22 protein-coding genes are annotated in these 25237 nt (G+C 62.4%); 8 read left to right on the plus strand and 14 right to left on the minus strand.

Annotated features, from left to right (window positions below):
* Positions 1-4 precede the first annotated feature (4 nt).
* The 8 genes from ABM562_RS04850 to ABM562_RS04885 all read right to left on the minus strand — a co-directional run bounded on the left by ABM562_RS04850 (position 5) and on the right by ABM562_RS04885 (position 10512).
* Positions 5-901, minus strand: a complete 897-nt coding sequence (locus tag ABM562_RS04850) for a peptidoglycan DD-metalloendopeptidase family protein (protein WP_115084646.1) — start codon at positions 899-901, stop codon at positions 5-7.
* 185 nt (positions 902-1086) lie between these two features.
* Positions 1087-1983, minus strand: a complete 897-nt coding sequence (locus ABM562_RS04855; RefSeq protein ID WP_115084644.1) for a response regulator — start codon at positions 1981-1983, stop codon at positions 1087-1089.
* Between the two features lie 152 nt (positions 1984-2135).
* Positions 2136-2894, minus strand: a complete 759-nt coding sequence (phoU, locus tag ABM562_RS04860) for a phosphate signaling complex protein PhoU (RefSeq protein WP_038997986.1) — start codon at positions 2892-2894, stop codon at positions 2136-2138.
* Between the two features lie 121 nt (positions 2895-3015).
* Positions 3016-3849 carry a phosphate ABC transporter ATP-binding protein PstB gene (pstB, locus tag ABM562_RS04865; protein ID WP_115084643.1) on the minus strand — a complete coding sequence of 278 codons (834 nt, stop codon included), beginning with the start codon at positions 3847-3849 and terminating at the stop codon, positions 3016-3018.
* 97 nt (positions 3850-3946) lie between these two features.
* Complete coding sequence (pstA, locus tag ABM562_RS04870) at positions 3947-5563, minus strand: phosphate ABC transporter permease PstA (protein WP_208644354.1); 1617 nt, start codon at positions 5561-5563, stop codon at positions 3947-3949.
* A gap of 71 nt (positions 5564-5634) precedes the next feature.
* On the minus strand, positions 5635-7923 hold the full coding sequence (locus ABM562_RS04875) for a phosphate ABC transporter permease (RefSeq protein WP_346617421.1): 2289 nt from the start codon (positions 7921-7923) through the stop codon (positions 5635-5637).
* A gap of 139 nt (positions 7924-8062) precedes the next feature.
* Entirely contained in the window at positions 8063-9061 is a 999-nt protein-coding gene (locus ABM562_RS04880; RefSeq protein ID WP_010225946.1) for a phosphate ABC transporter substrate-binding protein PstS, read from the minus strand.
* Between the two features lie 161 nt (positions 9062-9222).
* A complete protein-coding gene (locus tag ABM562_RS04885) occupies positions 9223-10512 on the minus strand; it encodes an MFS transporter (protein WP_115084638.1) in 1290 nt (429 codons plus the stop codon).
* Positions 10513-10883: 371 nt separating this feature from the next.
* Between ABM562_RS04885 and ABM562_RS04890 the strand changes: the two genes are divergently transcribed.
* Both ABM562_RS04890 and ABM562_RS04895 read left to right on the plus strand, forming a co-directional pair.
* Entirely contained in the window at positions 10884-11285 is a 402-nt protein-coding gene (locus ABM562_RS04890; protein ID WP_009402429.1) for an acyl-CoA thioesterase, read from the plus strand.
* 72 nt (positions 11286-11357) lie between these two features.
* On the plus strand, positions 11358-12254 hold the full coding sequence (locus tag ABM562_RS04895; protein ID WP_460421033.1) for a D-hexose-6-phosphate mutarotase: 897 nt from the start codon (positions 11358-11360) through the stop codon (positions 12252-12254).
* Between the two features lie 33 nt (positions 12255-12287).
* On the opposite strand, the gene ABM562_RS04900 is transcribed toward ABM562_RS04895, so the two are convergent.
* From ABM562_RS04900 to ABM562_RS04920, 5 genes are all read right to left on the minus strand, one after another.
* Entirely contained in the window at positions 12288-12821 is a 534-nt protein-coding gene (locus tag ABM562_RS04900; protein ID WP_460421035.1) for a DUF3299 domain-containing protein, read from the minus strand.
* 50 nt (positions 12822-12871) lie between these two features.
* Positions 12872-13120, minus strand: a complete 249-nt coding sequence (locus tag ABM562_RS04905) for a GlsB/YeaQ/YmgE family stress response membrane protein (RefSeq protein WP_010222807.1) — start codon at positions 13118-13120, stop codon at positions 12872-12874.
* A gap of 93 nt (positions 13121-13213) precedes the next feature.
* Entirely contained in the window at positions 13214-14296 is a 1083-nt protein-coding gene (locus ABM562_RS04910) for a 5-(carboxyamino)imidazole ribonucleotide synthase (RefSeq protein ID WP_115084632.1), read from the minus strand.
* 10 nt (positions 14297-14306) lie between these two features.
* The gene (purE, locus tag ABM562_RS04915; RefSeq protein ID WP_115084630.1) at positions 14307-14798 is read right to left on the minus strand and encodes a 5-(carboxyamino)imidazole ribonucleotide mutase; all 492 of its coding nucleotides are present in this window, start codon (positions 14796-14798) and stop codon (positions 14307-14309) included.
* 200 nt (positions 14799-14998) lie between these two features.
* A complete protein-coding gene (locus ABM562_RS04920; RefSeq protein ID WP_010222804.1) occupies positions 14999-15910 on the minus strand; it encodes a LysR substrate-binding domain-containing protein in 912 nt (303 codons plus the stop codon).
* 177 nt (positions 15911-16087) lie between these two features.
* Between ABM562_RS04920 and aspA the strand changes: the two genes are divergently transcribed.
* The 6 genes from aspA to ABM562_RS04950 all read left to right on the plus strand — a co-directional run bounded on the left by aspA (position 16088) and on the right by ABM562_RS04950 (position 23650).
* Positions 16088-17512 carry an aspartate ammonia-lyase gene (gene aspA / locus ABM562_RS04925; protein WP_045199650.1) on the plus strand — a complete coding sequence of 475 codons (1425 nt, stop codon included), beginning with the start codon at positions 16088-16090 and terminating at the stop codon, positions 17510-17512.
* 335 nt (positions 17513-17847) lie between these two features.
* Positions 17848-19257, plus strand: a complete 1410-nt coding sequence (locus tag ABM562_RS04930) for an alanine/glycine:cation symporter family protein (RefSeq protein WP_115084628.1) — start codon at positions 17848-17850, stop codon at positions 19255-19257.
* 62 nt (positions 19258-19319) lie between these two features.
* Positions 19320-20312 (plus strand): asparaginase, encoded by a 993-nt coding sequence (locus tag ABM562_RS04935; protein WP_115084627.1) that lies wholly within the window; start codon positions 19320-19322, stop codon positions 20310-20312.
* Between the two features lie 60 nt (positions 20313-20372).
* Entirely contained in the window at positions 20373-21365 is a 993-nt protein-coding gene (locus ABM562_RS04940) for an AraC family transcriptional regulator (protein WP_233673838.1), read from the plus strand.
* Positions 21366-21506: 141 nt separating this feature from the next.
* The gene (locus ABM562_RS04945; protein WP_134065236.1) at positions 21507-22553 is read left to right on the plus strand and encodes a histone deacetylase family protein; all 1047 of its coding nucleotides are present in this window, start codon (positions 21507-21509) and stop codon (positions 22551-22553) included.
* A complete protein-coding gene (locus ABM562_RS04950; protein WP_115084624.1) occupies positions 22550-23650 on the plus strand; it encodes a polyamine ABC transporter substrate-binding protein in 1101 nt (366 codons plus the stop codon). Before ABM562_RS04945 ends, ABM562_RS04950 begins: the two co-directional genes overlap by 4 nt.
* A 3-nt stretch (positions 23651-23653) precedes the next feature.
* On the opposite strand, the gene pdxR is transcribed toward ABM562_RS04950, so the two are convergent.
* Positions 23654-25183, minus strand: coding sequence for a MocR-like pyridoxine biosynthesis transcription factor PdxR (gene pdxR, locus ABM562_RS04955; protein ID WP_460421040.1), 1530 nt, complete (start codon positions 25181-25183; stop codon positions 23654-23656).
* Positions 25184-25237 lie beyond the last annotated feature (54 nt).

A 25237-nucleotide genomic window follows, 5' to 3' on the forward strand; every position in this document is an offset into this window, starting at 1 on the left:
CGCCTCAGGGGTTGCCGGCGGTAAAGTTCGGCAACCCGCCGACGGGCTGGTTGAACTGGTAGGGTATCGACTCCAGCGCCAGCCCGACGTTGCGCTGCACCACAAAGTGCAGGTGCGGGCCACTGCTGTTGCCGGTATTGCCGGATTTGGCCAGCGGCGTGCCGTACACCACTCGCTGCCCTTCCCTGACCACCACCGAGCCGCGCATCAGGTGCAGGTACACGCCCATGGTGCCGTCTTCGTGGAGGACCCGCACGAAATTGCCCGAAGGATGGCTGCCACGGCCGCTTTGGCTGTTTTCAGTCTTGATCACTACCCCCGCCCTTGCGGCGATGATCGGCGTGCCTTCAGGCATGGCGATGTCCATGGCATAGCGGCCCTTGGGCCCGAAATGGCTGTAGCGGCCGTTTGGCCCTTGGCTCAGGCGAAAAGGCCCGCCGCGCCAGGGCAAGGGGTAGCGGAAGGCCAGTTGGCGCTGGCCCGGGTTGCCCAGGGCGTAAGAGAATTTCTCCTTATAGCTCACCGGTCTGCCGGGCTGCCGTGCACTTAGCAGGGTCAACGGCATCGTCGTGCGTGCCGGTATTACCCCCCGTACCAGCCGTGACGCCCCACCCTGCACATTGCCCATGCGCTGCAGACGCAGCTCCACCTCGACTGGCGCGTAAGTGTCGTTGCGCGCACTGAAGCGCACACCACCGGCAAACCGGTTGACCTGCAACTGCACCTGGGTGTCCAGCTGTTCGACCATCCTGTCGCCAAAGACAAACGCCCGGCTGCCGGGAATCGGGCGATCGGAATAAGACACCACGCCATAGGCGTCGGTACTTTTGTAGAGGGTTATGCCGAGCACAGGGCCGCAAGCCGTGAGCAAGGCGCAGAACAGCAGCGTGCGTGCAGGCATGAGTAGTGGCTTTTTGACAGTTGATGGTCTGTCGAAGCCTAGCAGCAGATTTTGGCGGGGATGGGGCGAGAGTGTTTCAGGGGTGTGCCAGGAGACGAGCGGTGCTTTGATCGCCGGCAAGGCCGGCTCCCACAGAAACGATAGTCACAGACCCTGTGGGAGCTGGCTTGCCAGGGATGGGGCCGTCAGGCCCCCGGCACGAAGTGCTTCTGCGCCGATCCGCGGGCAATCAGACGCGACAGGTAGTCGAGCTTCTGCGCATCCTGGTCAACGAACTTGAAGGTCAGTTGCAGCCAGTCGCTGTCCGGCTTGGGCTCCAGCGCGGCAATCGCATGCAGGTAGCCATTGAGACGGGCGATCTCGGCGTTCTCGCCCTGCTCCAGGTCAAGCACCGCGCCCTCCAGTACCTGTGGCAGGGTTTCGCCACGGCGCACCACCAACAGCGCCTCCTTGAGGCTCAGGGCCTTGATCACGCACGGCTGAACGCCGCTTGGCAAACGCAGTTGGCCCTGGCCACGACCTGCCGGTGCGGCAGTTGCAGGCTTGGGAGCGCTCACCAGTGGCTTGGCCGCCGCTACCGGGGCTGCTGGCGCTGCCGGCTTGACCGTTTCGGCACGGCCGCCGGTCAGGGCACTCAGCGAGTCGTTGGCAAACGCCGAAGTAGCGCGGGTCGGTGCACTGGCCAGCAAAGTGTCGAGCTTGCCGACCTTGGTCAGGGCTTTTTTCACCTTGGTCAGCAGCTGCTCGTTGGTGAATGGCTTGCCGACAAAGTCCGAGACCCCGGCCTGGATCGCCTGAACCACGTTCTCCTTGTCGCCACGGCTGGTCACCATGATGAACGGCAGGGTCTTCATCGACTCCTGCTGGCGACACCAGGTCAGCAGCTCAAGGCCGGACATTTCCGGCATTTCCCAGTCGCACAGGACCAGATCGAAGGTCTCACGGCTCAACAAGGTCTGGGCCTTGCGACCGTTGACCGCGTCTTCGATCACAACACCGGGGAAGTAGTTACGCAGGCACTTCTTGACCAGATCGCGAATGAACGGCGCATCATCCACAACCAACACACTGACTTTACTCATCGCCACTCCTATTGAATCCCGACTAGCATAACGCTGACTGATGGCCATTTGCCAAACATTGGGTCACGCCGGGACTCGTTGTTTCGTTCGCGGCTGCCTCACCCGCAAACGAAAACGCCCGGCCAAGGCCGGGCGTTCATTCTCGGGCAGTCTTAGTTATCGTCAGATTTGCCCGGAACATTAGCCTTTTCGCCGCTGCGCTGAACCTCTTCCTGCATGCGCTTGAGGCCCAGGTGACGGACGTCGGTGCCGCGCACCAGGTAGATCACCAGCTCGGAGATGTTGCGCGCGTGGTCACCGATACGCTCCAGCGAGCGTAGGGCCCAAATTACGCTGAGAACACGCGAGATCGAGCGTGGATCTTCCATCATGTAGGTGACCAGCTCGCGCAGGGCGGTCTTGTACTCGCGGTCGATGGTCTTGTCGTACTGGGCCACCGACAGCGCCAGGTCGGCGTCGAAACGGGCAAAGGCATCGAGGGCATCGCGGACCATGTTGCGCACCTGGTCGCCGATGTGGCGCACTTCGACGTAACCGCGGGGCGACTCGCCTTCTTCGCACAACTGGATGGCGCGGCGGGCGATCTTGGTCGACTCGTCGCCGATGCGCTCCAGGTCGATCACCGACTTGGAAATGCTGATGATCAGACGCAGGTCGGACGCCGCCGGCTGACGACGGGCCAGAATGCGCACGCACTCTTCGTCGATGTTGCGCTCCATCTGGTTGATCTGCTCGTCGACTTCGCGCACCTGCTGGGCCAAGCCCGAGTCGGCCTCGATCAGCGCGGTAACCGCGTCGTTGACCTGCTTCTCGACCAGGCCGCCCATCGCCAGGAGGTGGCTGCGAACCTCTTCGAGTTCGGCGTTGAACTGCTGGGAGATATGGTGGGTAAGGCTGTCTTTATCGATCATGCTTTCGCTCCGCGAAAAAGCTTCAAGTAGCAAGCTTCAAGCTTCAAGTTTGTTCGTGTCGTTCCCGGGCTTCACGCTCGCCACTTTCTTGCAGCTTGCGGCTTGAAGCTTGCAACTGCCGTTAGCCGTAACGGCCAGTGATGTAGTCTTCGGTCTGCTTCTTCGCCGGGTTGGTGAACAGCGTGTCGGTATCACCGAACTCCACCAGCTTGCCCATGTACATGAACGCGGTGTAGTCCGAGACCCGCGCCGCTTGCTGCATGTTATGGGTAACGATGACGATGGTGTACTTGGACTTGAGCTCATAGATCAGCTCTTCGACCTTCAGCGTCGAGATCGGGTCGAGTGCCGAGCAGGGTTCGTCGAGCAGCAGTACTTCCGGCTCCACGGCGATGGTGCGGGCAATCACCAGACGTTGCTGCTGACCACCGGACAGACCCAGCGCCGACTCGTGCAGGCGGTCCTTGACCTCTTCCCACAGCGCCGCGCCCTTGAGCGCCCACTCCACGGCTTCGTCGAGCACACGCTTCTTGTTGATGCCCTGGATGCGCAGGCCGTAGACCACGTTCTCGTAGATGGTCTTGGGGAACGGGTTGGGCTTCTGGAACACCATGCCGACCCGGCGGCGCAGCTCGGCAACGTCTTCGCCCTTGCGGTAGATGTTGTTGCCGTAGAGGTTGATCGCGCCTTCCACGCGGCAGCCGTCAACCAGGTCGTTCATGCGGTTGAAGGTACGCAGCAAGGTCGACTTGCCGCAGCCGGACGGGCCGATGAAGGCGGTCACGCGCTGCTTGGGGATGTTCATGCTGACATCGAACAGGGCTTGCTTGTCGCCGTAGTACAGGCTCAGGCCAGGCACTTCGATGGCTACGGTTTCTTCAGCCAGGCGCAGGCTCTGTTTGTCGCGACCCAGGGCCGACATGTCTATACCGTGAGAATGGGTTTCATGTTGCATGATTTCACTCCGTTTGTAGCTGCTAGCTTCTCGCTGCAAGCTGCAAGTTTGAGCAAAAGCGGCTTGTAGCTTGCCGCTTATGGCTAATAGCTTTCAGTCAGCTGTCCAGCGCCTTGTACTTCTCGCGCAGGTGGTTACGAATCCATACCGCCGAGAGGTTCAGGGTGGCGATTACCAGCACCAGCAGCAACGCGGTGGCGTACACCAGCGGCCGCGCGGCCTCGACGTTCGGGCTCTGGAAGCCGACGTCATAGATGTGGAAGCCCAGGTGCATGATCTTCTGGTCCAGGTGCAGATACGGGTAGTTGCCGTCCACCGGCAGCGAAGGCGCCAGCTTGACCACACCCACCAGCATCAGCGGCGCGACTTCACCTGCGGCGCGGGCCACGGCGAGGATCATGCCGGTCATCATCGCCGGGCTGGCCATCGGCAAGACGATCTTCCACAGGGTCTCGGCCTTGGTCGCACCGAGCGCCAGCGATCCTTCGCGGACCGTGCGCGGAATCCGCGCCAGACCTTCTTCGGTGGCCACGATCACCACCGGCACCGCCAGCAGCGCCAGGGTCAGCGAAGCCCAGAGCAGGCCCGGGGTACCCAGGGTCGGCGCGGGCAGCGCTTCAGGGAAGAACAGGCGGTCGAGCGAGCCACCCAGCACATAGACGAAGAAGCCCAGGCCGAACACGCCGTAAACGATCGCCGGAACACCCGCCAGGTTGTTCACCGCAATACGAATCAGGCGGGTCACCGGGCCCTGACGCGCATACTCACGCAGGTACACCGCCGCCAGCACGCCGAACGGGGTGACGATCACCGCCATGATCAGGGTCATCATCACGGTACCGAAGATCGCCGGGAAGATCCCGCCTTCGGTGTTGGCTTCACGCGGGTCGTCGCTGAGGAATTCCCAGACCTTGGCAAAGTACACGCCCAGCTTGGTGAACACGCCCATGCCGTTCGGCTGGTAGGCGTGCACCACCTTGCTCAGGTTGATTTCCACCTCACGACCATTACCGTCCTTGGCTACCAGGCTGTCGCGGCCGAAGTCCTGGTGCAGGCCGCCCAGGCGCTCTTCGATGGCCTTGTAACGGTTGTTCAGCTCGGCGCGCTCGGCTTCGATATCGGCCTGGGCAGCGGCATCCAGCTTGCCATCCAGTTCCAGCTTGCGGGTCTGCAGGCGCAGGCGCTCAAGGCCGTAGTTGATCGCACCGATGTCTTTCTTCTCAAGCTTCTGCAGTTCGCCGGCCAGTTTGTCGGCACGCTTGAGGCGGTTTTGCAGTTCGTTCCAGGCCGCCTGGCCTTCGGCGACAACCTTGCCGTTTTCCTTGACGCTGACCAGGTAACCGTAGAAGTTGCCCCACTCGCGGCGCTCCAGGGCGATCAGCTCGACCGGCTTTTGCTGGTCGGTCAGCCATTCGCCGACCACCCAGGTGAAGTCGCTGCCGTTGAGGTCGCGGTTACCGACCTTGATCAGTTCGCGGGTCATGAACTCCGGGCCTTCGTCAGGCACCGGCAGGCCGGCGCCCTTGAGACGGGCACGAGGTACTTCTTCCTTCTGTACCACTTCGCCCACGACGATGTGATTGGCCTGGCCAGGCACGTTGTAGCTGGCTTGCAGCAGGTCGGCCGGCCAGAAGTGGCCGAGGCCGCGCACGGCGATCACGGCGAGCAGACCGATGGTCATGATCACCGCGATGGCGACCGCGCCACCGCTCATCCAGACGCCGGGGGCGCCGCTCTTGAACCAGCTTTTGAGGGAATCCTTTTTCACGGATCGCTACCTTTCTATCAAAGCGACGAGTATTTCTTGCGCAGACGCTGGCGAATCAGCTCGGCCAAGGTGTTCATCACGAAGGTGAACATCAGCAGCACCAGCGCGGCGAGGAACAGCACGCGGTAATGACTGCCACCGACTTCCGACTCGGGCATCTCCACCGCAACGTTGGCCGCCAGGGTGCGCATACCTTCGAACAGGTTCATTTCCATGACCGGGGTGTTGCCGGTGGCCATCAGCACGATCATGGTTTCACCCACGGCGCGGCCCATGCCGATCATCAGCGCCGAGAAGATCCCCGGGCTGGCGGTCAGGATGACCACACGGGTCAGGGTCTGCCACGGCGTGGCACCGAGCGCCAGCGAACCCAGGGTCAGGCTGCGCGGCACGCTGAACACGGCATCTTCGGCGATCGAATAGATGTTCGGGATCACCGCGAAGCCCATGGCGATACCGACCACCAGAGCGTTGCGCTGGTCGTAGGTGATGCCCAGATCGTTGGTGATCCACAGGCGCATGTCGCCGTCGAAGAACCAGGTCTCGATGAACGGGCTCATGTACAGGGCGAACCAGCCGGTGAACAGGATCACCGGGATCAGGATCGCCGCTTCCCAGCCGTCCGGTACCCGCAGGCGCAGAGACTCGGGCAGACGGCTCCAGGCAAAACCAGCCACCAGAACACCCAGCGGCATCAACAGGAACAGGCTGAACACGCCCGGCAGGTGCCCTTCAAGGAACGGCGCCAGGAACAGGCCGGCGAAGAAGCCGAGAATCACCGTCGGCATCGCTTCCATCAGCTCGATCACCGGCTTGACCTTGCGGCGCATGCCCGGGGCCATGAAGTAGGCGGTGTAGATGGCGGCGGCAATGGCCAGCGGCGCGGCGAGAATCATCGCGTAGAACGCCGCCTTCAGGGTACCGAAGGTCAGCGGCGACAGGCTCAGCTTGGGTTCGAAGTCGGTGTTCGAGGCGGTCGACTGCCAGACGTACTTCGGCTCATCGTAGTTCTCGTACCAGACCTTGCTCCACAGCGCGCTCCAGGACACTTCCGGGTGCGGGTTCTTCAAAGTCAGCGGCAGCAGCTTGCCGCCTTCTTCGATGATGATGCGGTTGGCCCGTGGCGACAGCGCCAGGACGCCCGCGCCTTCAGCGGCCGGCTCGACCAGCAGGGTACGGTGCGCGGTGCTGTGGAACACACCGAGCTCGCCATCGGCATCGAGGGCGATGAAGCCCTTGCGGCGTTCTTCAGCATCGATCTGGACGATCGGCGCCTTGCCCATCTGGAACTCGCGAATGCGCTTGAAGCGCTGCTCGCCGTCCGGATCACGGGCCATGAACCACTGGGCCAGGCCACCTTTGGAGTCACCGATGATCAGCGAGATACCGCCCACCAGCTGAGTGCTGGCAGTAACTTCGGCATTGCCGTCGTCGAGCAGTTTGTAGCGGCCGTTGAGGCTCTTGTCGCGCAGGCTGAAGACGTCGGCCTGGGCGCGACCGTTGATTACATACAGCCACTGCTGGCGCGGATCGATGAAAATGGCTTTGACCGGCTCGGTCATTTGCGGCAGGTCGATACGGCTCTGCTCGCTGGTGACTTCGCCGGTCATCATGTTTTCTTCGCGGCTCAGCGACACAACCTGCAGGTGCGCACCGGTAGAGCCGGCCACCACCAGGGTCTCGCCATTCACGTTGAGGCTGACATGCTCCAGCGCCCGGCCCTGTTCATCCAGGGTGAACGGCTCCTGGCCATAAGGGAAGTCGATGCCCGGGCTGATGGTTTTCTTGTTGTCCGGGTAGGTGATCTTGTAGCTGTGGCTGAACGCCAGCGCCTGACCGTTGGACAAACCCAGCACCACCAGCGGGTTGCCCGGCTGGTCGGCACCGATCGAGGTCACCTGGGTACCGGCTGGCACCGGCAACTCGACGCGCTTGAGCTCAGCACCGGTCTTGGTGTCGAAGAACAGCGCCTGGCCCTTGTCGGAAACCCGCATGCCGACCAGGTTCTGTTCTTCCAGGGCGATCATCAGCGGCTTGCCGGCGTCCTGCTGCAGCCAGGTCGGCTCCAGGGCCTTCTTGCTGGTCAGTTCGGCGCCCTGGAACAGCGGCACGACCACGTAGGCCAGGTAGAAGAAGATCAGGGTAATTGCCGCCAGCACGGCAAGCCCGCCCACCAGTACATACCAGCGGGTCAGGCGGTCCTTGAGCGCACGCATGCGCCGCTTGCGTTGCAGTTCGGGCGTATTGAAGTCAATCCGCACGGGGGGAGAATTTTGGGTCATTGTGGAGTTGGCCAGATCATTCATGCGCACACCCTAGCGGTCCCGTATGACAAAAACATGACAATGCAGTGACGCAAAAAAGCCCGCCGCGCAGATACCCCTGGCAGCGGACTCGCAATTTGTGGCGAGACCAGGTCAAAACCTGACCCCGCCGGTCTTTCAGTTACTTCTTCGCAACGTTGCCGTTGTGATTCAGACCCAGGTCCGCCAGGGCTTTATCAACCACTTTGGCAGGGAGCGGGATATAACCGTCCTTGACCACGACTTGCTGGCCGGCTTGCGACAGGACCAGTTTGACGAACTCGGCTTCCAGCGGGGCCAGAGGCTTGTTCGGTGCCTTGTTGACATAGACGTAGAGGAAGCGCGACAGCGGGTAGGTGCCGTTCAGGGCGTTGGCTTCGTTGTCTTCAACGAAAGCACCGCCTTCCTTCTTGGCTAGTGGCACGGTCTTGACGCTGGCGGTCTTGTAGCCGATGCCCGAGTAACCGATGCCGTTCAGCGAGCTGCTGATCGACTGCACGACCGAAGCCGAGCCAGGTTGTTCGTTGACGTTAGGCTTGAAGTCGCCTTTGCACAGGGCTTCTTCCTTGAAGTAGCCGTAGGTGCCGGACACCGAGTTACGACCGAACAGCTGCACTGGCTTGTTGGCCAGGTCGCCGGTCACGCCCAGGTCGCCCCAGGTTTTGACGTCGGCCTTGGCGCCGCACAGGCGGGTCGAGGAGAAAATTGCATCGACCTGGGCCATGGTCAGGCCTTTGATCGGGTTGTCCTTGTGCACGAATACGGCCAAGGCGTCGACGGCAACCGGGATGGCGGTTGGCTTGTAGCCGTATTTCTGTTCGAAGGCCTGCAGCTCGACGTCCTTCATCTTGCGGCTCATCGGGCCGAGGTTGGCGGTGCCTTCGGTCAGCGCGGGTGGCGCGGTGGAGGAGCCGGCAGCCTGAATCTGGATGTTTACGTTCGGATATTCCTTCTTGTAGGCCTCGGCCCACAGGGTCATCAGGTTCGCCAGGGTATCGGAACCGACGCTGGAGAGGTTGCCCGACACACCGGTGGTCTTGGTGTAGGTCGGAATAGCTGGGTCAACAGCGGCAACCGCATTGGCGGTGGCAACGCCAGCGGCGACGAAAGTCAGGGCCGCCATCAAACGCTTCAGTTTCATGCCTTGCTCCTAGCAGGAATTGGGGTGAGATGGATCGGGCCCAAGTATCTGCAGGCCGTATGACTACTCTATGAATCGAATGTGACAATTAGATGAAAGGCCATCACCGGCTAGCGGTGATGGCCTTTTCAAAATGTTGCGAGGGTTGTGTTAGAGCGGTTTCAGCGCTTCTTCGCCGTCAGATAAATACCCACGAGCAGACCAATGGCACAGATGCCAGCAACATAGTAGGCCGGTGCCATCGGGCTGAACTTGAGCAACGCGGTCACTACCATCGGCGTCATCCCGCCAAAAATCGCGTAGGCCAGGTTGTAGGAAAACGACAGTCCGCTGAAACGTACGACAGGCGGGAAGGCTTTGACCATGACGTAAGGCACGGCGCCGACAATGCCGACACACAGTCCGGTCAGGGCATACAGCGGGAACAGCCACTCCGGGTGGGTAGGCAAGGTGTGATAGAAGGTCCAGGACGTGACCAGCAGCGCCAGGCTACCGACGATGAATACCCGGCCGGCGCCAAAGCGGTCGGCCAATGCACCGGTGCCGATGCAGCCGAGGCTGAGCAGGACGATGGCCAGGCTATTGGCCTTCAGCGAGTCGGTCGGGCTGACCTGGTAAAGACTCTGCAGCAGCGCCGGGGTCATCAAAATCACCACGACGATGCCAGCCGACAGCAGCCAGGTCAGCAGCATCGACAGGACAATGGCACCACGGTGGTCACGCAACACCGCGCGCAACGGCACCTCTTCGGCCAGCGCCTTGCGCGCCTGCATCTCGGCAAACACCGGGGTTTCATGCAACCAGCGGCGCAGGTACACCGCGAACAGGCCGAACACCCCGCCGAGCAGGAACGGGATACGCCAGGCGTAATCGGCGACTTCCTGCTGGCTATAAACAGTGTTGATCAGCGTTGCCACCAGCGAACCGAGCAGGATCCCGGCGGTCAGGCCCGCCGTCAGCGTACCGCAGGCGTAACCGGTATTGCGCGCCGGCACGTGCTCGGAGACGAACACCCAGGCGCCCGGCACTTCACCACCAATCGCCGCGCCCTGGATCACCCGCATCACCAGCAACAGGATCGGCGCCCACAGGCCGATCTGCGCGTAGGTCGGCAGCAGGCCCATGATCAGCGTCGGCACGGCCATCATGAAGATGCTCAGGGTGAACATCTTCTTGCGCCCCAGCAGGTCGCCGAAGTGGGCCATGACGATGCCACCCAGAGGCCGTGCCAGGTAGCCGGCGGCGAAGATGCCAAACGTTTGCATCAAACGCAGCCATTCAGGCATTTCGGCGGGAAAGAACAGCTTGCCGACCACCGTGGCGAAGAACACGAAGATGATGAAATCGTAGAACTCCAGCGCACCGCCCAGGGCGGAAAGCGACAGGGTCTTGTAGTCACTGCGGGTCAGCGGCCTCGAAGGCTGCGCGATACTGCCGGGCACGGAGGTCATAGGTCTCTCTTGTTGGCATTTCTTATTGGGGTGCAGGCCGCCTGGCACGCGGGTTTCGGCCTGGGAAGCATCGAAAGATAGCAAATTGGCGGAAAAAGCACATAGCAGTACAAATTCAATACAAGTATTCATGACTGCATGGTCGTCGCTGCGCTTTCGGCTCTATATACTGGCCGCTTGTAGGAAAAGGTTGGGTCTTCTGAAGGATGTTGTGCGAAAACGCCGCTAGGTATGCTTAGTCGGTTTCGCAGAGTTTCCCTTCGCCGCCTGGCAAAGCGAAAGCAGCGTAGAATAGTTGTGCTGAATCGTTTTTCGAGGCGTCTGTCATAGCGCCAACCAACGAAGCGTCATGGGTCAGAGGCACCCCCGGCATGATTGAACTCGAACAAGAAGATCCTATCCCGCAAGGCGACCTGGCCTTGCAGATCACTGCATTGCCCCGTGAAACCAACGGTTTTGGCGATATCTTCGGCGGCTGGCTGGTCGCTCAGATGGACCTGGCCGGTACCGCCATGGCCAGCCGCGTTGCGGGTGGCAGAGTGGCTACCGTAGCCATCGATCGCATGGCATTCCTGGTGCCGGTGGCTGTCGGCGCGCAGTTGTCCTTTTATACCCAGACCCTGGAAATCGGCCGCAGCTCGATCCAGATGATGGTCGAGGTGTGGAGTGACGATCCGCTGTCCAGCGAATGGCGCAAGGTTACCGAAGCCGTATTCGTGTTCGTCGCCATCGACGGCAGCGGTCGCACCCGTTCGGTTCCTCCTCGTCGCTGAGACCGCTGCGCGGTAAACTCGAAGGCATGCAAGCGGTCCAAGGCCGTACGGCAAACCAACGAGATAAAGCGCATGTCCACACCCAAGGTCGAATCCGAAAAGCACGGCGAGCTCAATTGCTGGCGCATCACCAGCGACACGGCTGAATTGCTGGTCGCCCAGCAGGGCGCGCAGGTGCTGAGCTATCAGCGCCTCGGCGAGCCGCCTTTGCTGTGGCTCAGCGAACAAGCCATCTTCAGGCAGGGTAAATCCGTGCGCGCCGGGGTTCCGGTGTGCTGGCCCTGGTTCGGCATTTTCAAGCGCAACCCCGAAGCCGTGCAGGCCATGTATCACGGTGAAGACGGCCCGGCCCATGGCCTGGTGCGCGGCCGTGACTGGCAGTTGCTGGGCATCGACAGCAGCGGCGACAGCGTGCGCGCCGAGTTCACCCTGCCCGCCAGTCAGGGCGATCTCCCCGGCTGGCCTCACATTGTCGAGCTCAAGCTGACCATCGTCATGGGCGAACAGCTGAGTATCACCCTCTCCAGCTACAACCTCGACAACGTTCCGGTCACCCTGAGCCAGGCGCTGCACAGCTACTTCGCCGTCAGCGATGTGCGGCAGGTGCAGGTCGGAGGTGTCGATGGCCTGAGCTACATCGAAACCCTGGCCAACTGGGAGCAGCGCCAGCAGCAAGGCGCGCTGGGCTTTGCCGGTGAAACCGACCGCATTTATCTGCAGGCGCCCGAGCAACTGAGCATCGTCGACCCGGCCTGGAACCGCCGCGTGGTGATAACGGCCAAGGGTTCGCGTACGGCAGTGATCTGGAACCCCTGGACCGAGCGTGCCGCCGAGTTGCCGGACATGGCCGAGGATGGCTGGCAGCGCATGCTCTGCATCGAGACCGCCAACGTGGTGGATGACCTGGTGACACTGGCGCCGGGGGCTACCCATTCGCTGAGCCTGACGATCGGCAGCCAGGCGCTCTAGATCGCTATCGCGGGGCGCATGCCCCGCGATCATTCACAAATCTGCGTCTTCAACCACTCGCACCTTGGCCGCATCCATTGCATAAGCGGCATCGGCCAGGTCATTGCTGACCGTTTCCACCTTCAAGGTGCCGTTGACCCATAGCGGCGTGTAGATATCGTCGAGCTTCAGGCCCTTGGGGTAGCGCACCAGCACCAATTGGTTCGGTGGCGGTGGCGGCACGTGGATGCAGGCGCCCGGGTAAGGCACCAGGAAGAACAGTGTGCTGTTGCCCTTGGCGTCGGTTTCCAGCGGCACCGGATAACCGCCCAGCCGGATGTGCTTGCCGTTCATGGCCGGCACGGTCTTGGTCGAATACATCACCGCCGGCAGGCCCTTGCTCTGCTTCAGGCCACCCTTGTCGGTGAAGGTGCCCATGGCTTCCGGGGAGTTGTGGTCGATTTCGGGCATCTGCTCGAGGGCTTTCTGGTCCGACTTGGGCATCAGTTCCAGCCAGTCGGTTTCCGGCATTTCAGCCCGGGCCAGGCCGCTCAGCAGCAATAGGGAGAGGAGTAATACACGGCGCATGAAAAAGCTCGGCAACGAAGGAGTTCGGTGCCGAGCATTCTAGCCTGCCGTCAGCTCTTTTTGACGACCAGGCCGTAGATCACCAACAGGACAATCGCGCCCACCAGCGCGCCGAGGAAACCCGCACCCTCTCCGGCCTGATAGATGCCCAGCGCCTGGCCGCCGTAGGTCGCGGCAAGCGAACCGGCAATACCCAGCAGAATGGTCATGATCCAGCCCATGCTGTCGTCGCCCGGCTTTAGAAAGCGTGCCAGCAGACCGACGATCAGGCCGATGAAGATGGTTCCGATGATACCCATGGCAATCCCTCTGAGTTGAATGGCGCATGCCAAAGCCTAGTCAGCGCTTTGGCATCCTGCCATCAGAGGGATAGAGCAGCGGGAAGGTTCCCTTCAGCCCTTGATCAGGGCTTCGACTTGCTGGATTTTTTGCTCCAGGGTCGCCATGTCGTCGCAACGCAGGGTGGCATGGCCGACCTTGCGCCCGACCTTGAAGGCCTTGCCGTAGTGGTGCAGATGGCATTCGTCGATGGCAATCACCTTGTCGACCGCCGGCACCTCACCGATGAAATTGAGCATGGCGCTTTCGCCGACCTTGGCAGTCGAACCCAGCGGCAGGCCGGCAACGGCGCGCAGGTGGTTTTCGAACTGGCTGCACTCGGCGCCTTCGATGGTCCAGTGCCCGGAGTTGTGTACCCGCGGGGCGATCTCGTTGGCCTTGAGGCCGCCATCGACTTCGAAGAATTCGAAGGCCAGCACGCCGACATAGTCAAGTTGCTTGAGCACGCGGCCGGCGTAGTCTTCGGCCAGGCTCTGGAGCAAGTGGTCTTCGCTGGCCACCGACAGGCGCAGAATGCCGCTTTCGTGGGTGTTGTGCACCAACGGGTAGAAACGGGTTTCGCCATCGCGGGCGCGCACGGCGATCAGCGACACTTCGCCGGTGAACGGCACGAAACCTTCGAGCAGGCACGGGACGCTGCCCAGTTCGGCGAAGGTGCCTACAACATCCTCGGCAGTTCGCAGCACTTTCTGACCTTTGCCGTCATAACCCAGGGTGCGGGTCTTGAGCACGGCAGGCAGGCCGATGCTGGCAACGGCGGCATCCAGGTCGGCTTGCGACTGAATATCGGCGAAGGCCGGAGTGGGAATGCCCAGGTCCTTGAACATGCTCTTTTCGAACCAGCGATCGCGGGCGATGCGCAGCGACTCGGCACTCGGGTAGACCGGCACGAACTGCGACAGGAAGGCCACGGTTTCAGCCGGGACGCTTTCGAACTCGAAGGTCACCAGGTCAACTTCGTCAGCCAGCTGCCGCAGGTGATCCTGGTCACCGTAATCGGCGCGCAGGTGCTCGCCCAGAGGCGCCGCGCAGGCGTCCGGAGCCGGGTCGAGGAAAGCGAAGTTCATGCCCAGCGGGGTACCTGCCAGGGCCAACATGCGGCCCAGCTGGCCGCCACCGATTACACCGATTTTCATGCTTTTGACCTCAGGCCTGGCGCGGATCTGGATGGTCCAGAACGTTGTCTGTCTGTTCAGTGCGGAACTGTTTGAGCACAGTGTGGAACTGCGGGTGCTTGGCGCCGAGGATGCTCGCCGAGAGCAGCGCGGCGTTGATCGCACCGGCCTTGCCGATGGCCAGGGTGGCTACCGGAATACCGGCTGGCATCTGCACGATCGACAGCAGCGAGTCGACACCGGAAAGCATCGACGACTGTACCGGCACGCCCAGCACCGGCAGGTGGGTCTTGGCCGCGCACATGCCTGGCAGGTGGGCAGCGCCACCGGCTCCAGCGATGATCACCTCGATGCCACGGCCTTCGGCCTCTTCGGCATACTGGAACAGCAGGTCCGGGGTCCGGTGGGCAGACACCACCTTGACCTCGTAGGGAATGCCGAGTTTTTCCAGCATATCGGCGGTGTGGCTAAGGGTGGACCAATCGGACTTGGAGCCCATGATCACGCCAACCAGTGCACTCATCGTCGAGCCTCTTCTCTTGGGCGCCCGCAGGCGCGTCAAAAAACAACAAGCCACGCGGGACGACCGGCGTGGCTTGTTATACGAATTAGGGCCGGGCATACCGACCAAAGGCCGCGCAGTATACCGCAAAGGAACGTCTTGGATGCACCCTGACGACCAACTGTCGGCCTTATTTTTCGGGGCTTTGGCTGACTTTCGGGTCAAGCCCCGGCGGCTGGCGAACCACCCTCCAGCTTGCGCCACAGCAGGCGCACGTTGGCCTTGCGCACCAGGGCGCAGCGATACAGGCGGATTTCCAGTGGTACGTGCCACTGGCTGCCGCCGCAAATCACCAGCTCACCGCGCTCAAGCTCGGCCCGCGCCGACAGCCGTGGTACCCAGGCGATGCCCAGGCCTTCAAGGGCCATGCTCTTGAGGCTGTCGGCCATCGCCGTTTCATAGACAGTGGTAAAACGCAGGTTGCGCTGGCGCAGCAGCAGATTGACCGAACGTCCGAGGAACGCCCCAGCGCTGTAGGCCAGCAACGGCACACTGCCCTCGCCTTCCAGGTCGAACAGCGGCTTGCCCTCGGCATCGGCGGCGCACACCGGCAACATCTCGGTGTGGCCCAGGTGCAGCGACGGGAAAATTTCCGCATCCATCTGCAAGGCTGCATCCGGGTCGTAGAAGGCCAGCATCAGGTCGCAGCCGCCTTCGCGCAGGGCATGCACGGCGTCGCCGACGTTGGTCGCCACCAGGCGCGTGGCAATGTTCAGGCCGTCGTTACGCAGTTGCGCAATCCAGCGTGGAAAGAACCCCAGCGCCAGCGAGTGCGCCGCCGACACCTGGATCACCTCGCCCTGCCCGCCTTCCAGGTGATGCAGATGGCGCAGCACCTCGCCCAACTGATCAACCACCGTACGCGCCGTCACCAGAAACAACTGCCCCGCCGCCGTCAGCTCGATAGGCGTGCGTGAGCGGTTGACCAGGGTCAGCCCCAGCGCCGCTTCCAGGCTGCGAATCCGCCGGCTGAAGGCCGGCTGGGTGACGAAACGGCGCTCGGCGGCCTGGGAAAAACTGCGGGTCGCGGCCAGGGCGCTGAAGTCTTCCAGCCATTTGCTCTCAAGGTTCATGGGCTCTCCAGGCATGCACCAAAATTGAACACGCTCGATCGGCAGTTGGCGTCACACCAACCTGTATGCCGTTTGTGCATAGGTTAGCGCGCAACAGCATTGGCCGCAAAATCGGCGCAAGCCTAGGATTGGCGCCATTCCGGCATGTGCCGGGCCAAACTCGAGATGATATCTATCATGTCCGCTGCTGCATCGTTCCGTGTCGAAAAAGATCTGCTTGGCACCCTCGAAGTCCCTGCTGATGCCTACTACGGTATCCAGACTCTGCGTGCTGCCAACAACTTCCACCTCTCCGGCGTTCCGCTGTCGCACTACCCTAAACTGGTTGTGGCCCTGGCCATGGTCAAGCAGGCTGCTGCCGACGCCAACCGTGAGCTGGGTCACCTGAGCGATGCCAAGCACGCTGCCATCAGCGAGGCTTGCGCCCGCCTGATCCGCGGCGACTACCACGAGCAGTTCGTGGTCGACATGATTCAAGGCGGTGCTGGTACTTCTACCAACATGAACGCCAACGAAGTGATCGCCAACATCGCGCTGGAGGCCATGGGCCACCAGAAAGGCGAATACAAGTACCTGCACCCGAACAACGACGTGAACATGGCGCAGTCGACCAACGACGCCTACCCGACCGCGATCCGCCTGGGTCTGCTGCTGGGTCACGACGCCCTGCTGGCCAGCCTCGACAGCCTGATCCAGGCCTTCGCTGCCAAAGGTCAGGAATTCGACCACGTACTGAAGATGGGCCGTACCCAGCTGCAGGACGCCGTGCCGATGACCCTGGGCCAGGAATTCCGCGCCTTCGCCACCACCATGACCGAAGACCTCAACCGTCTGCGTTCCCTGGCGCCAGAGCTGCTGACCGAAATCAACCTGGGTGGTACCGCCATCGGTACCGGCATCAACGCCGACCCAGGCTATCAGCTCCTGGCCGTACAGCGCCTGGCCACCATCAGCGGCCAGCCGCTGGTACCGGCTGCCGACCTGATCGAAGCCACCTCGGACATGGGCGCCTTCGTCCTGTTCTCGGGCATGCTCAAGCGTACCGCGGTCAAGCTGTCGAAGATCTGCAACGACCTGCGTCTGCTGTCCAGCGGCCCACGCACCGGCATCAACGAAATCAACCTGCCGGCGCGTCAGCCAGGCAGCTCGATCATGCCAGGCAAGGTCAACCCGGTAATCCCGGAAGCGGTCAACCAGGTGGCCTTCGCCATCATGGGCAACGACCTGGCCCTGACCGTCGCGGCCGAAGGTGGCCAGCTGCAGCTGAACGTCATGGAGCCGCTGATCGCCTACAAGATCTTCGACTCGATCCGCCTGCTGCAACGCGCCATGGACATGCTGCGCGAGCACTGCATCGTCGGTATCACCGCCAACGAACAGCGCTGCCGCGAACTGGTCGAACATTCGATCGGCCTGGTCACTGCCCTGAACCCGTACATCGGCTACGAAAACGCGACCCGTATCGCTGCCATCGCCCTGGAAAGCGGCCGTGGTGTGCTGGAACTGGTACGTGAGGAAGGCCTGCTGGACGAAGAGATGCTCAACGACATCCTGCGTCCGGAAAACATGATTGCTCCGCGTCTGGTGCCGCTCAAGGCGTAACCGATGCTGTAACACGCTCACCAGGTCGAGGGACTAGACACCTCTCACCTTTTGAGGGCCCAGGGATCACTCCCCGGGCCCTTTTTTTATGCCCTCCTGCCGCACCTTCTATCCCTGTGGGAGCCGGCCTTGCCGGCGATAAAACCCGCACGGTTTCAGCTACTGCGCGGCGCCCGCATCGCTGGCAACGCCAGCTCCCACAACGGCAACCACAGGGCATATCCGCCACGCCAAGGCAGACGCGCGGCGCTCGCATCGGTATAGTGCCCGCCCTCTTGCGTGCCAGCACCCCGGCGCTACACGCAGTAAAAGCCATTAAAAGCGAGGAACACTCCATGCTTGAAGTCATTAACGACTTCCTCTCGGGCAAGGTACTGATCGTGCTCATTGTCGGTCTGGGCAGTTACTTCACGATCCGCTCGCGTTTCGTTCAGTTGCGTTACTTCACCCACATGTTTTCGGTATTTCGCGACAGCCTGCGCAGCAGCAGCGAACAGCTCAGCTCTTTCCAGGCGCTGATGCTCAGCCTCGCCGGCCGCGTCGGTGCGGGCAATATTGCCGGTGTCGGCATCGCCGTGACCCTCGGCGGCCCCGGCGCGGTGTTCTGGATGTGGGTGACGGCGCTGGTGGGTATGTCCAGCAGCTTCATCGAATGCACCCTCGGCCAGCTGTACAAGCGTTGCGACAGCGAAGGCCAGTACCGCGGCGGCCCGTCGTATTACATCGAACATGGCCTGGGCAAACGCTGGCTGGGCATGGTCATGGCGTTCCTGCTGCTGATCACCTTCGGCTTCGCCTTCAACGGCCTGCAAGCCCACGCCGTGACCCACTCGCTGAACAACGCCTTCCAGTTCGACACCACCTATACCGGCATTGCTCTGGCCGTGCTGCTGGGCCTGGTGTTCATCGGCGGCATCAAGCGCATCGCCGCCGTCGCCGACCTGCTGGTACCGGTCAAGACCCTGGCCTACATCGCCGTGACCCTGTACGTGATCGTGCTGCAGTTCGACCAGGTACCGGACATGCTGATGACCATCGTCAAGAGCGCCTTCGGCCTGGATCAGGCCTTCGGTGGCCTGGTCGGCAGCGCCATCATCATGGGCGTCAAACGCGGCGTGTTCGCCAACGAAGCCGGCCTTGGCAGCGCACCCAACGTCGCCGCCGTGGCCCAGGTCGACCACCCGATTGCCCAGGGCGTAGTCCAGGCGTTCTCGGTGTTCCTCGACACCTTCATCATCTGCACCTGCACCGCCTTGCTGATCCTGCTCTCGGGCTTCTATACCCCGGGCTTCGAAGGCGACGGCATCGCCCTGACCCAGAACTCGCTGGCTGCCGTAGTCGGTGACTGGGGGCGGATCTTCATCAGTGTCGCCCTGGCGCTGTTCGTGTTCACCTCGATCCTCTACAACTACTACCTGGGCGAGAGCAACCTGCGCTTTCTGGTCGGTGACAACCGCAAGGCCCTGATCGGCTACCGCGCACTGGTGTTGCTGCTGATCTTCTGGGGCGCGGTGCAGAATCTGGGCACGGTGTTCGCGTTCGCCGACATCACCATGACCTGCCTGGCCTTCGTCAACCTGATCGCCCTGGCCCTGTTGTTCAAGGTGGCCATGCGCGTGCTGCGCGACTACGACGACCAGCGCGCTGCCGGGGTGAAAACGCCGGTGTTCGATTCGGCCAAGTTCGCCGACCTCGACCTCGACACCAAAGCCTGGCCAGCCAAGGTCGAAGACTCCAAGCGCTGACAGCCTGCGCGGTGATGGCGTACTGTGGTCGGTCTTCCTCAAGCTGACCACGGAGACAGGCGATGGCAACTGCGCAACCGGCCCGCAACATCATGGTGCTGTACACCGGCGGCACCATCGGCATGCAAAACAGCGCCAATGGCCTGGCCCCGGCCTCGGACTTCGAGCAAAGGATGCGCGAGCATCTGGCCGGGCAGGCCGACCTGCCCGCCTGGCAGTTCCGAGAACTGCTGCCACTGATCGACAGCGCCAACATGACCCCGCAGTACTGGCAGCGCCTACGCGCAGCGATTATCGAGGCGGTCGACGGGCAAGGTTGCGATGCCGTGCTGGTGCTGCATGGCACCGACACCCTGGCTTACAGCGCCGCGGCGTTGAGCTTCCAGTTGCTTGGCCTGCAGGCCGCGGTGCTGTTCACCGGCTCCATGCTGCCAGCCGGCGTGGCCGACAGCGATGCCTGGGAAAACCTCACCGGGGCACTACAAGCCCTGGCTGCCGGCGTCCCGCCGGGTGTGCAACTGTACTTTCACGGTGAACTGCTGGCCCCGCACCGTACGGCCAAGGTACGCAGTTTTGGCCGTCATCCATTCGTCACCCTGAAGCGCTTTGCAGGTTCTGCCACGCCGCAGCCCTTGCCGGCAGCGCTCGACTATCGCCAGCCAAAACAGCTCGCCAATGTCGCGGTGCTGCCCCTGGTGCCGGGGTTTGGCGCGCCGCTGTTGCAGGCCGCGCTCGCCAGCGGTGCACAGGGCCTGATCCTGGAGTGCTTCGGCAGTGGCACCGGCCCATCCGACAACCCCGACTTTCTCGCGGCCCTGGCTGAGGCTCGGGCACGTGGCATCGTCGTAGTCGCCATCACCCAGTGCCATGAAGGCGGGGTCGAACTGGATGTCTACGAGGCCGGCAGCCGCTTGCGTCAGGTCGGCGTGCTGTCGGGGGCCGGCATGACCCGTGAGGCATTGTTCGGCAAGTTGCAGTTGCTGCTGGGCTGTGGCTTGCCGGTTACCGAGGTACGCCGCCTGGTCGAACAGGATCTTTGCGGTGAATTGCTATAAGCGGCTGAAGGCATACAAATTGCTCGACTTGTTCGGCCAACCTGTCGAAAGAAGCCGAGCATGCTCCATTCACACCTCACCACCCTGAACGCCGTGTCCTTGGTTCTACAAGCCTTTCAAGGCCAGGGCCCTGGCGATGAAGCCTTGCTTGCCGGCAGCGGCATCAGCCCGGCAGACCTGGGCCGCGCCGACTCGCGCATCACCACCCGCCAGGAGATGCTGGTGTGTGCCAATGCCGTGGCCCGGCGCCGCGAAGTGGGGCTGGAGTTAGGCCGGCGCATGCATGTTTCCTGCTACGGCATGCTCGGTTACGCCCTGCTCTCCAGTGCCACCTTAGGTGACGCTTTGCGTCTGGCGATGCAATACCCGGCGCTACTGGGAACACTTTTCCAGCTGCGCTTGATCGACGATGGCGAGCGGGTCTGGTTCAGCGCCAGCGATTATCGCGAAGAACCACAGCTGGCAGCCTTCAATGCCGAGTTCTGCCTGACCTCGCTGAAAGTCATCTGCGACGACCTGCTTGGCCAGCCGCTGCCACTGCTGGCTGCACGCTTCGCCCACCCGACCCCGGATTACCATGCGCTGTATGGCGACAGCTTCGCCTGCCCGTTGCGCTTCGACGCCGCGGACAATGCCTTCGCCTTCGCCCGCACATGGCTGGACCAACCTCTGCCGCTGGCCGACCTGATCACCCACCGGGCCATGAGCGAGCGCTGCCGGCGGCTTAACCTGGAATTCACCGGCCGCCAGGCCTGGCTCGGGCGGATCCGCCAGCTGCTGCTCGACCAACTCGATGCAGCTCCCGGCCTGGAAGGCCTGGCGCGACAGATGAACTGCTCGTCACGCACCTTGCGCCGGCACCTGCAGGAGCTGGGCAGCAGTTATCAACAGCTGCTCGATGAACTGCGTTTCGAGCGAGCCAAGCAGCTGTTGGCCGAAGATCAGCTGCCCATCTACCGCATCGCCGAACTGCTGGGCTTCAGCGAAACCGCCAGCTTTCGCCACGCCTTCATGCGCTGGAGCGGGGTTGCACCGAGTCACTTCCGCGCCTGAATACAACGGTTGCACCGCCAGGGGGCGAAATCCGGACAACCAGGTTGGCCATATTGATCCCCTTTTGGCCGTTTCCGTCGTTCTGCCCCGGACCCGCGCCACCAACAATGGAGCGACGCCAGTGACCCGGAGAACAACAAAATGCTGACGATCTATTCCGATGACCACCGCCTGCACCACGGCCGCTGCGAGCTGATCGACGGGCAACTGATGCCCTGCTTCGAGATGCCCTCGCGCGCCGACCATGTTCTGGAGCGGGTAAAAACCCGCGAGCTGGGCGCAATCAAGGGCCCTGCCGATTTTGGCCGCGCGCCCTTGCTGCGCGTGCACAGTGCCGATTACCTGAACTTCTTCGAAGGTGCCTGGCAGCGCTGGACCCAACTGGGCCACGAAGGCGACCTGCTGCCCTTCACCTGGCCGGCGCGCACCCTGCGCAGCGTCAAACCCACCGGCCTGCATGGCGAACTCGGTTACTACAGCTTCGATGCCGGCGCGCCGATTACCGCTGGCACCTGGCAAGCGGCCTACAGCGCCGCGCAAGTGGCCCTGACCGCCCAGGCTGCGATCCAGGCCGGCGCCCACAGCGCCTTCGCCCTCTGCCGACCACCGGGACATCACGCCGCCAGTGACGTCATGGGTGGCTACTGCTACCTGAACAACGCCGCCATTGCCGCCCAGGCGTTCCTCGACCAGGGCCGGCGCAAGGTGGCAATCCTCGATGTCGACTACCATCACGGCAACGGTACCCAGGAAATCTTCTACCAGCGCCGTGACGTGTTCTTCGCTTCGATTCACGGTGATCCGCAGGCCGAGTTTCCATTTTTCCTCGGCTATGCCGACGAGCAAGGCGAAGGTGAAGGCCTGGGCTGCAACGTCAACTATCCGCTGCCTGCCGGCAGCGACTGGCCGACCTGGAGCAAGGCCCTGGATGAGGCCTGTGAACGCATCGCCGCCTATGGCCCGGACGTGCTGGTGATTTCCCTCGGCGTCGACACCTTCAAGGACGACCCGATTTCCCAGTTCAAGCTCGACAGTCCCGACTACCTGAAGATGGGCGAACGCATCGCCCGCCTCGGCAAGCCGACGCTGTTCGTCATGGAAGGTGGTTATGCCGTCGAGGAAATCGGTATCAACGCGGTGAACGTACTCGAAGGTTTCGAACGCGCCCAACAGGAAGCTCAAGCATGACTCGACTCAAGCGCCTGCTCGCCCCCCTGCTCTGCAGCACCCTGCTCGCCGGTAGCCTGGAAGCTGCCGAACAACGCACCCTGCGGGTCTACAACTGGTTCGACTACATCACCCCGCAAACCCTGGTGGACTTCCAGAAAGACAGCCAGGTCAAACTCATCTACGACATCTTCGACACCAACGAAGCCCTGGAAGCCAAGCTGCTGACCGGCAACTCCGGCTACGACGTGGTGGTGCCGTCCAACGTGTTCCTGGCCAAGCAGATCGAAGCCGGGGTATTCCAGCCGCTGGACCGCAGCAAGCTGCCGAACTGGCAGCACCTGGACCCGAAACTGATGAAGCTGATCGAGGCCAACGACCCCGGCAACAAGTTCGCCGTGCCGTATATGTACGGCACCGTGCTGATCGGCTTCAACCCGGCCAAGGTCAAGGCGGCGCTGGGCGACAATGCTCCGGTCGACAGCTGGGACCTGATCTTCAAGGAAGAGAACATCGCCAAGCTCAAGCAGTGCGGCGTGGCCTTGCTCGACTCGCCGTCGGAGATCCTGCCGCTGGCCTTGCAGTACCTGGGCCTGCCACCGAATAGCACGAAGCCGGCGGACTACAAAAAGGCTGAAGAACTGCTGCTGAAAATCCGCCCGCACGTCACCTACTTTCACTCCTCGAAGTACATGGCCGACATAGCCAATGGCGACATCTGCGTGGCCGTGGGCTACTCCGGCAGCTTCTCCCAGGCGGCCAACCGCGCCACTGAAGCGAAGAACGGCGTGGTGGTCGATATGCGCCTGCCCAAGGAAGGCGCGCCGATCTGGTTCGACATGCTGGCGATCCCCAAAGGAGCGGCCAATGCGCAAGATGCCTACACCTTCATCAACTACCTGCTGCAACCGAAGGTGATCGCGCCCATCAGCGACTTTGTCGGTTACCCGAACCCGAACAAGGACGCCACCGAGTTGGTTGCCCCGGCCATCCGCAACAACCCCAACCTTTACCCGACAGAAGAGGCCATGGCCAAGCTCTACACCCTGCAACCGCTGCCGCGGGATGCCGAGCGGGCGCGCACCCGCGCCTGGACCAAGATCAAGGCCGGGACCTGATCGTCACTCACGCCAGGCCCGGCGCAAGCGGGCCAGGGCGTCGGCAATAGCGGCTTCGTCCACCGCGGCGAAGCCCAATACCAGGCCAGCACGCTTATCCACAGGGGTGAGCGAGTCCGGCAGCCAGTAATCGCTCAGGGCGTTGAGCTCGACGCCCACCGTTTCTGCACGGGCAATGAGTTCCTGCTCGCGGGCGAAACTCTCGACATCGACTTTCACATGCAGCCCCGCTGAAACTTCGGGCATCGGCCCAAGACCGGGAACATCAACCGCCCAGCCGGCCTTCAATGCGTTGCGCCGGTTCAACGCAGCTCGGCGCATGCGCCGGATATGCCGCTGAAAATGCCCCTGGGCCATGAACTGCGCCATTACCGCCTGGGTGCCCACCTCCGAATGCCGCACCGCCAGCGCCCGGCAGCGGGAAAACGCCTGCACCAGTTGCCTGGGCAATACCAGGTAGCCCAGGCGCAGCGCCGGGAAGGCAATCTTGCCGAAGGTCCCGACGTACAACACCCGCCCGGTACGATCCAATGCCGCGAGCGGCGCCAGTGGGTCACCGCTGTAGCGGTACTCGCCGTCGTAGTCGTCCTCGATGATCCAGCCGTCCCTGCGCTCGGCCCAGGCCAGCAGTTCCAGGCGTCGGGCCAGGCTCATGGTGACCCCGGTCGGGTACTGGTGGGACGGCGTCACGTAACTGAGGCGGCAATGTTCCACGGCATTGAGCGCTGTGCAGTCCAGACCTTCGTGATCCACCCCTACACCCTGCACCTTTGCCCCGGTCAGCGCGAAGGCATTGCCGGCGGCACGGTAACCGGGGTTTTCCACAGCAACTACCTCACCAGGCTCCAGTAGCAGCTGTGCACAAAGGCTGATTGCCTGCTGCGCGCCACTGGTGATCACAATTTGTTCACCCGTGCAGGAAAGCCCACGAGATCGGCGCAAATAGGTGGCGATCAGCTCTCGAAGTTGCGGCTCGCCTGCAGGATCACCATACCCAAGCGCAGCAGCTCCGGGATTTCGCCAGAAACCCGCCTGCAGCTTGGCCCAGACGTCGAACGGGAACAGGTCGAACGCCGGCAACCCGACGCGAAACGCCCGCGGCGGACCGCTTTTAGGTTCCGGCAAATGGTTGTTTTCCAGGCGGCTCAAAGGACCACTGTGGATAACTTTACTGGATAAAACCTCAGTGCTTTCAGCGGTTTTTGTGGATAACCCTGTGGAAAAACCCAGGGATAACCCTGTGGATACTTTTGTGGATAATTTTGGCAGCTGACTGACATAGGTGCCATCGCCGACCCGGCTTTCGATAAAGCCTTCGGCGTACAACTGGTCATAGGCGCGCACCACACTGTTGCGTGACAGCGCCAGCGCCGCCGCCATGTCGCGGCTGGCAGGCAGGCGCGTACCACTGCTCAGGCGGCCGTCCAGCACCCGCATGCGCAGGGCCTGATAAAGCTGGCGGCTGAGTCCCTGGCGGCGATCAAGAACGATGCCCGTTGGGTCGAACGGCAAGGTGAAGGGACGCTCGCTCATGACAATGGACCTATGAAATTAGCTGGAAATGGCTCTTACCATAGGCCAATAGCC

It is taken from the genome of Pseudomonas sp. ZL2 (assembly GCF_054788455.1).